This is a genomic window from Burkholderia sp. Bp8986 (assembly GCF_003854225.1).
Lineage (GTDB): Bacteria > Pseudomonadota > Gammaproteobacteria > Burkholderiales > Burkholderiaceae > Burkholderia.
Map to the genome: position 1 here is coordinate 94,279 of NZ_QTQM01000006.1, position 12,874 is coordinate 107,152.

General features: G+C 70.1%; 12 protein-coding genes. 7 read left to right on the forward strand and 5 right to left on the reverse strand.

The window, feature by feature from the left end:
• Nucleotides 1-8: 8 nt before the first annotated feature.
• From DID99_RS08610 to rfaE2, 3 genes are all read left to right on the forward strand, one after another.
• A complete protein-coding gene (locus tag DID99_RS08610) occupies nucleotides 9-1,235 on the forward strand; it encodes a patatin-like phospholipase family protein (protein WP_124666503.1) in 1,227 nt (408 codons plus the stop codon).
• Nucleotides 1,236-1,721: 486 nt separating this feature from the next.
• Nucleotides 1,722-2,600 (forward strand): ferritin, encoded by an 879-nt coding sequence (locus DID99_RS08620; RefSeq protein WP_059451551.1) that lies wholly within the window; start codon nucleotides 1,722-1,724, stop codon nucleotides 2,598-2,600.
• Nucleotides 2,601-2,762: 162 nt separating this feature from the next.
• Complete coding sequence (rfaE2, locus tag DID99_RS08625; protein WP_060110665.1) at nucleotides 2,763-3,248, forward strand: D-glycero-beta-D-manno-heptose 1-phosphate adenylyltransferase; 486 nt, start codon at nucleotides 2,763-2,765, stop codon at nucleotides 3,246-3,248.
• 16 nt (nucleotides 3,249-3,264) lie between these two features.
• Here the strand turns inward: rfaE2 and DID99_RS08630 are convergent, their stop codons facing one another.
• The 3 genes from DID99_RS08630 to DID99_RS08640 all read right to left on the reverse strand — a co-directional run bounded on the left by DID99_RS08630 (nucleotide 3,265) and on the right by DID99_RS08640 (nucleotide 5,446).
• Nucleotides 3,265-3,507, reverse strand: a complete 243-nt coding sequence (locus DID99_RS08630) for a hypothetical protein (RefSeq protein WP_124571358.1) — start codon at nucleotides 3,505-3,507, stop codon at nucleotides 3,265-3,267.
• 233 nt (nucleotides 3,508-3,740) lie between these two features.
• Nucleotides 3,741-4,529, reverse strand: coding sequence for a type III pantothenate kinase (locus tag DID99_RS08635; RefSeq protein ID WP_124666505.1), 789 nt, complete (start codon nucleotides 4,527-4,529; stop codon nucleotides 3,741-3,743).
• Entirely contained in the window at nucleotides 4,526-5,446 is a 921-nt protein-coding gene (locus DID99_RS08640; RefSeq protein ID WP_124520671.1) for a biotin--[acetyl-CoA-carboxylase] ligase, read from the reverse strand. The genes DID99_RS08635 and DID99_RS08640 overlap by 4 nt, the downstream gene beginning before the upstream one ends.
• Before the next feature lie 568 nt (nucleotides 5,447-6,014).
• Here DID99_RS08640 and DID99_RS08645 point away from each other — a divergent pair.
• Nucleotides 6,015-6,524, forward strand: coding sequence for a hypothetical protein (locus DID99_RS08645; protein ID WP_044846766.1), 510 nt, complete (start codon nucleotides 6,015-6,017; stop codon nucleotides 6,522-6,524).
• A 43-nt stretch (nucleotides 6,525-6,567) separates the two neighbouring features.
• On the opposite strand, the gene DID99_RS08650 is transcribed toward DID99_RS08645, so the two are convergent.
• Entirely contained in the window at nucleotides 6,568-7,413 is an 846-nt protein-coding gene (locus DID99_RS08650; RefSeq protein ID WP_124571350.1) for a tetratricopeptide repeat protein, read from the reverse strand.
• Nucleotides 7,414-7,427: 14 nt separating this feature from the next.
• On the reverse strand, nucleotides 7,428-9,497 hold the full coding sequence (locus tag DID99_RS08655) for a bifunctional 2',3'-cyclic-nucleotide 2'-phosphodiesterase/3'-nucleotidase (RefSeq protein WP_124486561.1): 2,070 nt from the start codon (nucleotides 9,495-9,497) through the stop codon (nucleotides 7,428-7,430).
• A gap of 331 nt (nucleotides 9,498-9,828) precedes the next feature.
• Here DID99_RS08655 and DID99_RS08660 point away from each other — a divergent pair, with 331 nt between their 5' ends.
• Genes DID99_RS08660 through DID99_RS08670 form a run of 3 tightly spaced genes read left to right on the forward strand, consistent with a single transcriptional unit; the run spans nucleotide 9,829 to nucleotide 12,842 of the window.
• Complete coding sequence (locus DID99_RS08660; RefSeq protein ID WP_044846763.1) at nucleotides 9,829-10,953, forward strand: ABC transporter permease; 1,125 nt, start codon at nucleotides 9,829-9,831, stop codon at nucleotides 10,951-10,953.
• Nucleotides 10,950-11,879 carry an ABC transporter ATP-binding protein gene (locus tag DID99_RS08665; RefSeq protein ID WP_124571349.1) on the forward strand — a complete coding sequence of 310 codons (930 nt, stop codon included), beginning with the start codon at nucleotides 10,950-10,952 and terminating at the stop codon, nucleotides 11,877-11,879. The genes DID99_RS08660 and DID99_RS08665 overlap by 4 nt, the downstream gene beginning before the upstream one ends.
• A gap of 27 nt (nucleotides 11,880-11,906) precedes the next feature.
• A complete protein-coding gene (locus DID99_RS08670) occupies nucleotides 11,907-12,842 on the forward strand; it encodes an MlaD family protein (RefSeq protein WP_044846761.1) in 936 nt (311 codons plus the stop codon).
• The last annotated feature ends 32 nt before the right edge of the window (nucleotides 12,843-12,874 follow it).

Consider the following 12,874-nt stretch of genomic DNA (forward strand, 5'->3'; position numbering starts at 1 on the left):
GGTCGATCATGCGGCTCGCGCTCGTGCTGATGGGAGGCGGCGCACGCGCCGCCTATCAGGTCGGCGTGCTGAAGGCGCTGGCCGAAATCGCGCGCGAGGCCGATCCGAACCGGCATACGGTGCCGTTCACGGTGGTCTGCGGGTCATCGGCCGGCGCGATCAATGCGACGTCGATCGCAAGCCACGCGGACGACTTTTCGCACGGCGTGCGGCGCCTGCTCGAATTCTGGGAGCCGCTGCGCGCGGACTACGTGTATCGCACCGACTGGCTCGGCATCGCCGCGGCGGGCGCACGCTGGCTCGCGACGATGACCTTCGGCTGGGCGGCGCGCCGCTCGCCGCGCGGGCTGCTCGACAACGCGCCGCTCGCGCACCTGCTGCAGCGCGAGCTGAGCTTCCACCGGATCGAGCAGATGCTCGAGGCCCGCCTGCTGCATGCGCTGTCGGTGACGGCGCTCAGCTATTCGAGCGGCCGGCACCTGACCTTCTACCAGGCCGCCGAGCCGATCCAGGCATGGCGGCGCGCGCAGCGCACCGCACGGCTCGTCGATCTGTCGGCGTCGCACCTGCTCGCGTCGTCGGCCATTCCGTTCGTGTTCCCGGCCGTGCCGCTCGTGCTCGACGGCCAGATCGAATACTTCGGCGACGGGTCGATCCGCCAGGTCGCGCCGCTGTCGCCGGCGATCCACTTCGGCGCGGACCGGATCGTCGTCGTCGGCGCGGCCGATCCGCGGCCCGAAATTCCCGCCGCGAACGGCTCGGGGCTGGTGCGCGGTTACCCGACGCCCGCGCAGATCGGCCAGCAGGTGCTCGCGAGCGTGTTTCTCGACTCGATCGGCTCGGACATCGAGCGGATCGAGCACATCAACCGGATGATCGAGCATTTGCCGCACCAGGTCGAAGTCGACAGCGGCTGGCGGCACGTCGACGTGCTCGCGATCGCGCCGTCCGAGCGCATCGAGCTGATCGCCGCGAAACACCTGAAGCAGATGCCGGCGACGATGCGCGGGCTGCTCGGCGCGATCGGCGGCAGCCAGCCCGCCGGCGCGTCGTTCGCGAGCTACCTGTTGTTCGAGGAGGCGTTCACGCGCGAGCTGATCGAACTCGGCTACCGCGACGGACGCGCGCAGCGCGACACGCTGGCGGACTGGATCGCCCGGGCCGACGGCGGCAGCGCGCCGGCGGCCGGCACGCCGCCCGAAGGCGGTCTCGCGACAGGCGAAATACGGGTCTGACCGACAGGCCCGGGCAGGCCCGAAAGCGACTCAGCTTACATTTCGGTTGCGTTTTCGCGACGGGGCCTGCGACCGATCGCCGCACCGCCGTTGGCGGCCCGCGACCGGTTCCGCGTCTCGGAACCGTCATGTGTGCGTGCTATCATGGCCGCCGCCGTATACACCATATCGAGCAGCCCGCCGGTCCGGCGGTCGCACGGGAACCCGTCCGGGGACCGCGTGGCGCCGGGCGGGCTCGCCACCGAGCCGGCCTGCGCCGGCCCCCACATCAGGCACGCGCGGTCGGTTCCGTTCGAGCGGAGCGGGGTCGCGGCGTGCTTCAAGGCGGCTACGCGGCCGCCCGGCTGCCGAACGCGGAATCTGCGTCCGGGGGCTGGATTCACGCGTAAAATTACAGTCTTGGCTGCAAAAAGCGCGTTCGCGCGCCCGCGCGGCAACAGTCACGTTTAGAGAAGTCGCATTGCGCAGAACAGGGGTGGGACCATCATGAACACCATGCTTTATCCGGAACTTTACAGGTCGCTCGAAGCTGTCCGCTGGGACATGGAGAAGGACATTCCGTGGGACAAGTTCGACGCTTCGCTGCTCACCGACGAGCAGGCGAAGACGATCAAGATGAACGCGATCACCGAATGGTCGGCGCTGCCCGCGACGGAAATGTTCCTGCGCGACAACCAGCACGACAGCGACTTCTCAGCGTTCATGAGCGTGTGGTTCTTCGAGGAGCAGAAGCATTCGCTCGTGCTGATGGAATACCTGCGCCGCTTCCGGCCGGAAATGGTGCCGACCGAAGAGGAACTGCACGCGGTGCGCTTCGAGTTCGACCCGGCGCCGCCGCTCGAGACGCTGATGCTGCACTTCTGCGGCGAGATCCGCCTGAACCACTGGTATCGCTGCGCGGCCGACTGGCACACCGAGCCGGTCATCAAGCACATCTACGAAACGATCTCGCGCGATGAAGCGCGCCACGGCGGCGCTTACCTGCGCTACATGAAGAAGGCGCTGAACAACTGCGGCGACGTCGCGCGCGCGGCGTTCGCGAAGATCGGCGTGCTGATGGCGTCGGCGCGCCGCACCGAGAAGCCGCTGCACCCGACCAACCTGCACGTGAACCAGGCGCTGTTCCCGCGCGACACCGTGCAGTCGCGCCTGCCCGATCCGGAATGGCTCGAGCGCTGGCTCGACGAGCAGATCCGTTTCGACGGCGAGTGGGAAAAGAAGGTCGTCGAGCGGATCCTGCACAACCTGTCGATCCTGTTCGAGCGCACCTTCGCGACCGCGCAGGAACTGAACCGCTATCGCAAGGAAGTCACCGGCCGCCTGCAGTCCGAAAGCGGCCCGTCGTCGGCCGCGCAACCGGCCTGAGGCCGCGCGGCGTCGCAGCCGGCGTGAAGCGCCGCCGGCCGCGCTCGCCGCCCCGTATTCCCGCATGAAGCCCGCCCGGCGATCCGGCGGGCTTTTTATCTGGCGCCGCCGTGTTCCGTCGCGACGTGCACCGCGCGCCGCTCACGCCATCCGAAATCCATCATGTCCGCTACCTTCGAACGCAAGCTGATCACCCGTGACGCCCTGGTTGCGCTGCGCGCTTCGCTGCCTTCGCCCGTCGTGTTCACGAACGGCGTGTTCGACATCCTGCACCGTGGCCACGTCACCTATCTCGCCGATGCGAAGGCGCTCGGCGCATGCCTGATCGTCGGCGTGAACAGCGATGCGTCGGTGCGCATGCTCGGCAAGGGCGACGACCGGCCGATCAACCGCGAGGACGACCGCATGGCGCTGCTCGCGGCGCTGGAAAGCGTCGACTGGGTCGTGAAGTTCGAGGAGAAGACGCCGGTGTCGCTGATCGAGGCCGTCCGTCCGGACATTCTCGTGAAGGGCGGCGACTACGACATGGACGCGCTGCCGGAATCGGCGATCGTGCGCGGCTGGGGCGGGCGGGCGCTCGCGATTCCGTTCGAGCACGACCGCTCGACCACCGCGCTGCTGAAAAAGGTGCGCGCGCAGCAGTCCTGATGCGGGTGCCGCGCCGTCAGGGCGCGGATGCCGCGAACGGCTCGGCCGTGACGGCCGGCGCGCCGATCGGGCCGCCGATCACCGGCTGATCGGCCGCCTGCGCGAGCGGCATCGCATGCAGCGCCTCGGGCCGCACCTGCCGGGACAGCACGCCCGGTTCGCGCGGACCGGCCGCCGGCAGCGGCCCGAACACGCCGCGCACGGCGACGAACGCGAGCAGGTTCGCGAGAAAGAGAACAGCGATCAGCCAGCGCAGCATCGTCGACACTCCTCGTCGTCGTTCAGTCGTTCAGTCGTTCAGTCGTTCAGTCGGGACGGTCGCACGGCGGGCGTCGTCGTCGCCGGCGATCGTTCGCGTCGGCCGGGGCCGCATGCGGCCGGGCTCTCCGCAGGGGCGCCAGGCACCGGCGCCCGTTTTTCCATCGTCACCGCGACGAAGCCCGCAGCCGGGCATCCGTCGATGCGGCCGGCGCGATGCCGGCCGGTTTTACGTCAATCCTGCGCCGCCGCTTCCACGGCGATCAGCGCAAGCCCGGACAGGATCAGCGCATCGTGCCGCGTATGCGGCAGCGTCAGCGCACGCGCGACGTCGTCGGCCGCACCGCCTGCCAGCACGAGCCGCACGGGGGCCTGCCACGCATCGGCGAGATCGCGCCACGCGCGTTCGATCAGCCCCGCCTGCGCGTACAGGCAACCGGCCGACAGCGAGCGCGGCGTATCGACCTGGAACGGCTCGGCCTGCGCACCCGCGAGCAGCCCGCTCGCGATGTCGGTGGTCAGCGTCGGCAATTGCGCGGTGTGCGTGCCGAGCGCGCGCATCATCAACGCCCAGCCCGGCGCGATCAGCCCGCCGGTGAAACGACCGTCCGCACGCAGCGCTTCGAGCGTCGTCGCCGTGCCGAACGTCGCGATCAGCAGATGCTCGCACGGAAACGCCGCATGCGCGCCGATCAAACCGGCCCAGCGATCGCTGCCGAGCTGTTCGGGCGTCGTATAGCCGTTCGTCACGCCGCATTGCGCGGGCCGCGAGCGGATCGTCGTGCGCGGCAGGCCGGGCCAACGGGCGTCGAGCAGCGCGTCGAGCCGGGCGGCCACGTCGGCACCCGCGACGTTCGAGATCCATGCGCCGCGCGGACGCGGCACGGCCGACCAGTCGGGGTCGGCGCCGCCGTCGCGCGTATGGCCGAACGCGCCGGTGTCGACGAGCGTGCGCTGCGCGTCGGCGAGCGCCCACTTGATCCGGCTGTTGCCGGCGTCGATCAGCAGATGCGGTTCGTTCATTGCGCTTCGCGCAGCGATACGTCGCCGGCCGCGATCGCCCGCACGCCATCGGGCGTGTCGAGCAGCAACTGGCCGGTCGCGTCGATGCCGGTCGCGATGCCGCGCGCGCGTTCGACACCCTGTTCGAGCAGCACGACTTCGCGCCCCGCGTATGCGTGCAGCGCGTGCCAGCGCGGCAGGAACGGCGCGAGCCCGTCGGTGCCGAACTGCGCGAGGGCGGGGGTGAGCGCGTTCAGCGCCGCGGCGAGCGTATCGGTGAGGTTGGCCGATGCGCACGCGGCCGACAGCGCGGCCGGCGGCAGCCCGCTCGCGAGCGTCGCTTCGCGCGCGCGCAGCGCGTCGACCTGCGCGGCGACGGCTTCCGCGCCGCGCACGTTGATGCCGAAGCCGATCACGACGGCGGTCGCGTCGGCGGTGGTCCAGACGGTTTCGATCAGGATCCCAGCGAGCTTGCCGACGATGCGCGGCGTGCCGTCGTCGGTGACCGTCAGCAGCAGGTCGTTCGGCCATTTCAGCGCGACGCGCGTGCGGGCGTCGAGCGGCAGCGCGGCGAGCCCTTCCGCGAGCGCGACGCCGATCGCGATGCTGAGGCCGCCGAGCGCGTCCACGGGGCGCGGCACGATGCAGCCGACCGAGCACAGCAGCGCGTTGCCGGGCTGCGCGAACCACGGGCGGCCTTGCCGGCCGCGGCCGGCCGTCTGCTCGAACGCGACGCGCACGAGCGGCGCGGGCAGCGCGTTCGCGGCGCGCGGCAGCGCCTTGAGGCGCGTCGCGACGTCGGCGTTGGTCGAGCCGGTGGCGGCAACGATGTCGAGCGGCCACGCGCGCGGCGCGGCATCCAGGTGCGCCTCGAGCCGGTTGCGCGCGATGTGCGCGTCGCCGGAATCGGGCGTGTCGGAGGAGGTGGGGGCGTTCATGGTGGCTATTGTAGCGACAGGGGCGCAAGGGGCGCGTGGAAGCACCGGCAGCAATATCGACGATGATGGCCGCGCATCCGGCGCGGCTACCTGTTTTTCAGGCTCGGCTTGCACGGACGCGCGAATGCTCGCGGTCGGTGTCCTGCTTGACCGCGGGCCTGTTGCCGCTTTCGCCTGCCGAACCCGGCACAGTCGCGTACCGCCGCCGGCCGGCATCTTGAATTTGGAGACCGGCACGACTACGTTCGAAGTATCCGCTCTGGCGGCGCGTTCGACGGTGTTGCCGGCAGTAACGCAGACGAATCGGCGCGCGCCGGCGCGTCCTCGTCGTTGCCGCATCGACGGAAATGGCGATGAACCCGCTTCATTCGGGTTCGAGCCCGTCCAGCCTGTTCGCGCGCCTTCACCGCAGGACGCGCCGGATCGCCGATGCCGCCGGGCTCCCGACGACGTGTGCCTGTCGCCGGCTGATGAACTCGCTCGAGTCGGCATGGTCGGCGGTGCGAGCGGGTACGTAGCATAGGCACCGGCGCTGATGCGGCGGCCGACCGTTTTCAAGGAGGTGGCCATGCAACTCCACATGCATTCGCACCATTACGTGCGCCGCATTCCGGTGTGGCGAGCCGCCGTGATCGGCGGGTGCGTGGCCGGTGCGGTTTTCCTCGTCGTCCAGGTCGTCGCGGCGGCAATCATCGGACACGACGCGTGGGCGCCGCTGCGCATGATCGCGGCCATCTACTTCGGCGATGACGCGCTCGCGCCGTCGGCCACGGTCGAAGTGGGGACGCTGCTGGCCGCGCTGGGCGTGCACTTCGCGTTGTCGATCGTATTTGCGCTGGTCCTGGCCGTGATCATTGCGTGTTTCAGCCTGGATTCGAGCATCGGGATGGCCAGCGTGGCGGGGGCCGTGTTCGGCGTGCTGCTGTACGTCGTCAACTACTACGGGATGACGCAGTTGTTTCCGTGGTTCGCCGACGCGCGAGGCTGGGTGAGCGCGCTCGATCACATCGTCTTCGGACTGATCGTGTCCGACTCGTACATGCGCCTGGAACGACCCGCGCGGAGCGGCGCCGCCTGACGCCGGATGCCGCGACGGCACCCGGCCAGGCGGCTCGCGCGCATCACGGCGCGATGACCGGGTGCTTCAGCGCATGCGCGGTTTCGATCCACTGCGCGTGGAATTCGTCCGCGTCGGGCTTGAGCCCCAGCTCGCCGTTGCGATACGCCATCGCGAGCGTCTGCACGGCTTCCGGCAGCTCGTGTTCCGCCGCCCGGCGATACAGCGCGAGCGCGCGCGCTTCGTCGCGCGGCACGCCGCTGCCTTCGCGGTACGCGTTCGCGAGCATGAAGTCCGCGGCCGGGAGGTCCGCGCGCGACGCGAGCTCGAACCAGTGCGCGGCCTGCACGGCGTCCGCGGCGGTGCCGTAGCCGCTGCGATAGATCAGCCCGAGGTAATACGCGGCGGCCGGATCGCCCTGTCCGGCCGCTTCGCCGAGCAGCGCGCGGGCGCGCACATAGTCCTTCGGGATGTCGCCGCTGCCCAGCAGCAATGCCTTGCCGAGTGCGAGCCGCGCGCGCCGTGCGGCGTGCGTGCCGGCTTTCGTGTCCGCCTGCGCGGCGGTTTCCAGCCAGCCGCGTCCCTCGTCGCGCAGCCCCGGCTCGCGCGCATCGACGAGCGCGATGCCGAGCGCCGCCTGCGCGTCGCCCGAACCGCGGCGCGCGAGGGCGCGCAACTGCGCGAGCGCGTGCGGCTCGACGGCCTGCGCGACCATCGCCTGCCATTCGTCGAGCTGCGCGGCGCTCGGGGCGGGGCCGGCGGCGCGCCAGCCGGTCGCGGCGACCACGGCCGCGACGGTCACGGCCGCCGCCGCGAGCAACGCGGCCGGCGGGAGTTTCGCGCGCAGCACGCGCCGCGCGGCGGCGGCGAAGCCGGCCTCGGCCGGCCGCATCGTCCGGATCGGTTGCATCGCGGGTCTCATGGTCATTGCGTGAGGTCGATCTCGTAGACGGCGAGGTTCTTGCCCGAGCCGTCGTCGGCCGCAACCTGCGTGAGGCCGCTCAGGCCGGCAGCCGCCGCGTCGCCGAGCCGGTTCGGCGCGGACGTGAACCGCACGTGCGCGACCGAGCTCGCGAGCTTCGTGAAGCGCCAGCTGCGCTGCGCGCCGTCGGCCGCGCGCGTGATCGCGCCGCGTTTCTTGATGAATGCGATCAGCACGTCGCGGTTCGCGTCGGGCGACGCGAAGATCGTCTTGCTGCCGTCGAGGCCCGGGAAGTTGCCGCCGCCGCTCGCGCGGTAGTTGTTGGTCGCGACGATGAACTGCGCGTTCGGGTCGATCGGCGCGCCCTTGTACGTCAGGTTCCTGATGCGGCTGCCGACCGGCTGCGTGACGTCGATCTCGTACGCGAGATCGGCGGACGTGAACATGTCGAAGTTGTAGCCGGGGAAGCTGCTGACGAGCGGCTGCACGGTCGCCTGGGTCGGGTCGATCGTGTTGAAGCGTTTCGCGGCCGTCTCGAGCCAGTTCTTCACGTCGCTGCCGCTCACCTTCACCGCGTACACGGTGTTCGGATACAGGTACAGGTCGGCCGCGTTGTTGATCGCGAGCGCGCCGGGCGCGACGTCGGTGTAGTCGCTGCCGCCGCCGAAGCCGCTCTTGAACGGCGCGCTGACCGACAGCACCGGCAGCGACGCGTATTGCGGCAGGTTCGCCTGCACGTAGGTCTTCACGTAGTCGGCCTGCGCCTCGTTGACGATCTGGATCGCGCCCGGATCGCCGACGTCGGCGAAGTACGAGTTCATCCGGTAGTCGGTCGAGCCGATCGGCGTCTTCACGTAGTCGATCGTCGCCTGGTGCTCGGCGGCGATCGCGGCGGACACCGACGGATCGGCGGCGACGTAGCTCTTGTCCGCGTTCTGGATCGGCCGCGCCTCGACGGTCGTCTGCGACTTGTCGACGGTCCACGTCTTGCCGTCGAACTCAAGACCGAGCTTGATCACGCCGAGATGCTTGCCCCAGTAGTTGGCCATCACGGTCGGCACGCCGTTGACGGTGCCCTTCGCCTTGTCGACGCCCGGCAGGTTGAACTGCGCGACGGTGCTGTTCGCGTCCGGGAACACCTGGTGCGAGTGGCCGATCAGCATCGCGTCGATGCCGGGCACCTTCGACAGCCACCAGCTGCCGTTCTCCATCGTCGGCGAGTACGCGGTGTTGTCGAGGCCGCCGTGCGAGATCGCGACGACGAGGTCGGCGCCCTTCGCGCGCATCTCCGGAACGTACTTCTCGGCCGCTTCCTTCAGGCCGGTCGTGTAGACCTTGCCGTCGAGCCAGCGCTTGTCCCAGCTCATGATCGCGGGCGGCGTGAAGCCGATGATGCCGATCTTCACCGGCGCGCTGACGGTCTTGCCGTCGGGCGTGACGGCCGTCACCGTGCGGGTGAGGATCGTGTACGGCGTGAACAGCGGCGCGTTGGTCCTCGCGCTGATCACGTTCGCGAGCACCTGCGGGAAGTTCGGGCCCGCGCACTTCTTCTGCTGTGCGGGGGCCGGCAGCCCGTCGACGTCGAACGTGTTGCCGGTCACCTGCGACAGGTACGGCAGCCCGTAGTTGAACTCATGGTTGCCGATCCCGCCGCCGTCGAACTTCGCGGCGTTCATCACCTTGTAGATCGCGAGCGTCTGGTCGCAGCCGATCGGGTTCACGAGCGCCTGGTAGTCCGACAGCGCGGTGCCCTGGATCGTGTCGCCGTTGTCGAGCAGCAGCGTGTTCGGGTACTGCGCGCGCGCCTGCGCGATCAGCGTCGACACGCGCTCGAAACCGAGCGACTTGTCGGCGGCGAGCTTGAAATAGTCGTACGACAGCACGTTGGTGTGCAGGTCGGTCGTTTCGAGCAGCGCGAGCGTGGCGGTCGTGCCGGCGGGCGCCTGGGCCTGCGTCTGCGACGACGGCGGAGCGGTGACGTCGTCGCCGCCGCAACCGGCGAGGGCGAAGGCGAGGCTGGCGAGCGCGGCGGCGGCGGTCGCGCGGCGGCGGGAAAGCGGGGGGAGACGCATCGATTGTCCTGTTCGGTGTTCTGTTCTATGAATCGCGAGGCGCGCCGCGAGATGGCGGCGCGGGCGCCGACGGCCTGATGTGCGGCGCGTGAGAGTATCGAAAGGAAACGTGACGGAAGAATGAAAGGTCGCGCCCGGCATGCCGGTCCGGCGGCGAACGGTGCGCCGTGGCGGGCCGGGCACCCGCAACTGGATGCCCGCGGCCCGACGCGCCGGCCACGCGTGCCCCGCCACGCGCTCCCGGCCGCGCGCCCCGACGGCAATCCTCACGTCGCGGCGCCGGGCGGTTCGCTACAATGGCCGCTGTCATCCTTTTGCAAACAATCCGCCCTTGGACTTCGAGACTCCTCCCGGCCTGTCGGTCGACGCCGGCGGCCAGGGTCAGACGGTGCGCCTGTACGGCCAATGGACCGCACTCGCGCTTGCGCGCAACCGCGGCGCGGTCGCGCGCCGCATCGCGGGCATCGCGTCCGGGCGCGTGAACGAATGGGATCTGTCCGGCATCGAGCGACTCGACCACGTCGGCGGCCAGGCGCTGTGGCGCGTGTGGGGCCGCAAGCTGCCGGCCGGCGTCGAGCTGTCCGCCACGCAGCGCACGATCTTCGAGCGGATCGAACGCCTCGACAGCCAGCGCGAGGCGCCCGAGCGCGTCGTGCGGTTCGATCCCGTCACGCGCCTCGGCCAGGCGATCTTCGCGTTCGCCGAACACCTGCAGGGCGGCATCGCGATGTTCGGCCTCGTGATCCTCGATGCGCTGTCGGTGCTGCGCCGCCCACAGACGATGCCGTGGAAGGAAACCTCGGCGAACATCTACAGCGCCGGCGCCCAGGCGCTGCCGATCACCGCGCTGGTCGCGTTCCTGATCGGCATCGTGCTGAGCTACCTGTCCGCGCAGCAGCTGCAGATGTTCGGCGCGAACCGCTACATCGTGAACATCCTCGGGCTGTCGGTGATCCGCGAGCTGGGGCCCGTGCTGTCGGCGATCCTCGTCGCGGGCCGCTCGGGCTCGGCGATCACCGCGCAGATCGGCGTGATGCGCGTGACCGAGGAGCTCGACGCGATGCGCGTGATGGGCATCCCGCACGGGTTGCGGCTGATCCTGCCGCGCGTGCTCGCGCTCGGCGTCGCGATGCCGCTGCTCGTGATGTGGACCAACATCATCGCGCTCACCGGCGGCGCGCTCGCCGCGAAGCTGGTGCTCGGCATCGACGTCAACTATTTCGTGCGCTCGCTGCCGGGCGTCGTGCCGATCGCGAACCTGTACATCGGCATCGGCAAGGGTGTCGTGTTCGGCATGCTGATCGCGCTGGTCGCCTGTCATTTCGGTTTCCGGATCAAGGCGAACTCGCAGAGCCTCGGCGAAGGGACGACGACCTCGGTCGTCTCGTCGATCACGGTCGTGATCCTCGCCGACGCGGTGTTCGCGATCCTGTTCCAGAACGTGGGGCTCGGATGAACGCGTCGAACGAACCGGCGGCCGGTGCCGCCAGCGCGCATGCCGCGGCAATCGGCGCAGGCTCGGTCGGCACGCCGCCGGGCGCCGCCGTGCCCGGCGACGACCTCGTGATCGAGGTGCGCAACCTGACGAAGCGCTACGGGCGCAACATCATTCACCAGAAGCTCGATTTCGACGTGCGGCGCGGCGAGATCGTGGCGATCGTCGGCGGCTCGGGCTCGGGCAAGACGACGCTGGTGCGGCAGATCCTCGGCCTCGAGCGGCCGACGTCGGGCACGATCAAGGTGTTCGGCGAGGACACGTCGAAGATCGACGACGCGACCGCGCGGATGATGCGCACGCGCTCGGGGATGCTGTTCCAGCAGGGCGCGCTGTTTTCGTCGATGACGGTGTTCGACAACGTCGCGCAGCCGTTGCGCGAGCTCGGCCGCGTGCCGCCCGACCTGCTGCACGACATCGTGATGCTGAAGCTCGAGATGGTCGGGCTGCCGTGCAAGCACGCGTCGAAGATGCCGGCCGCGCTGTCGGGCGGGATGGTGAAGCGGGTCGGCATCGCGCGCGCGATCGCGCTCGAGCCGGAACTGCTGTTCCTCGACGAGCCGACCGCCGGCCTCGACCCGCAGGCGTCCGACGAATTCGTCGAGCTGATCGCGACGCTGCACCGCACGCTCGGGCTGACGGTCGTGATGGTGACGCACGATCTCGACACGATGGTCGCGCTGTCGACGCGCGTCGCGGTGCTGGCCGACCGCAAGGTGCTGGTCGCGGCCCCCGTCGAGGAGGCCGCGAACGTCGACCATCCGTTCATCCACGAATATTTCCTGGGGCTGCGCGGGCGCCGCGCACTGCAGGCGCTGCCGCCCGAGCGGCGCGCGAAGCTGCCGCAGGCGGCCCTCGAACCGGCGCCGTCGAGCGTCGATCTGTAAGCAAGGCAAGAAGCAAGGAACCCGCGAATGGAAAACAAATCACATGCGTTCTGGGCCGGCCTGTTCACGATCGCGCTGACGCTCGCGATCGCGGGCACCGTGTTCTGGTTCAACGTCGACCGTACCGTGCGCGTGCCGTACGACCTGCTCGCGCGCACCAACGTGACGGGCCTGTTCCCCGATGCGGCCGTGCGTTTTCGCGGCCTCGACGTCGGCAAGGTGCAGTCGATCGGCTTCGATCGCGCGCATCCGGGCCAGATCCGGATCCGGATCCTCGTCGATCGCGACGCGCCGATCACGCAGTCGACCTACGGCAGCCTCGGCTTCCAGGGCGTGACGGGCATCGCGTTCGTGCAGCTCGAGGATACGGGGCGCGACCTGGCGCCGCTGCCGTCGTCGCCGAAGGCGATCGCGCAGATCCCGATGCGGCCGAGCCTGTTCGACCAGATCCAGGAGCGCGGCGACGTGCTGCTGCGGCAGCTCGAGCTGGCGGCGAAAAGCGCGAACGCGCTGATGTCGCCGGAGATGCGCGAGCAGCTGCGCGCGACGGCCGAAAGCCTGCAGCACGCGGCGGACGGCGCGGCGACGCTGTCGAAGCAGCTCGCGCCGGCGGTGGCCGCGCTGCCGGAGACGATGCACCAGGTCGATCGCGCGATGGCGTCGGCGAACACGCTGCTGCAGCCGAACGGGCCGCTCGTGTCGAACCTGAACAAGGCCGGCTCGGCTGCCGAGCAGGTCGGCGTCGCGCTGAACGACCTGAACGCGCGGGTCCAGTACGACACGCTGCCGCGTTTCAACGCGCTGGCCGGCAGCGTCGGCGATGCGTCGCGGCAATTGAAGGACGTCGCCGGTGAACTCGGCCGCAACCCGCGCAGTCTGTTGTTCGGCTCGCCCGGCTCCGCGCCCGGGCCCGGCGAGGCGGGCTTCGTCTGGCCGGGGGCGGGTGCCGCGGCCGGGAAATGAAGCGCATCGCCAGCCCGCCGCTCGACCGGCCC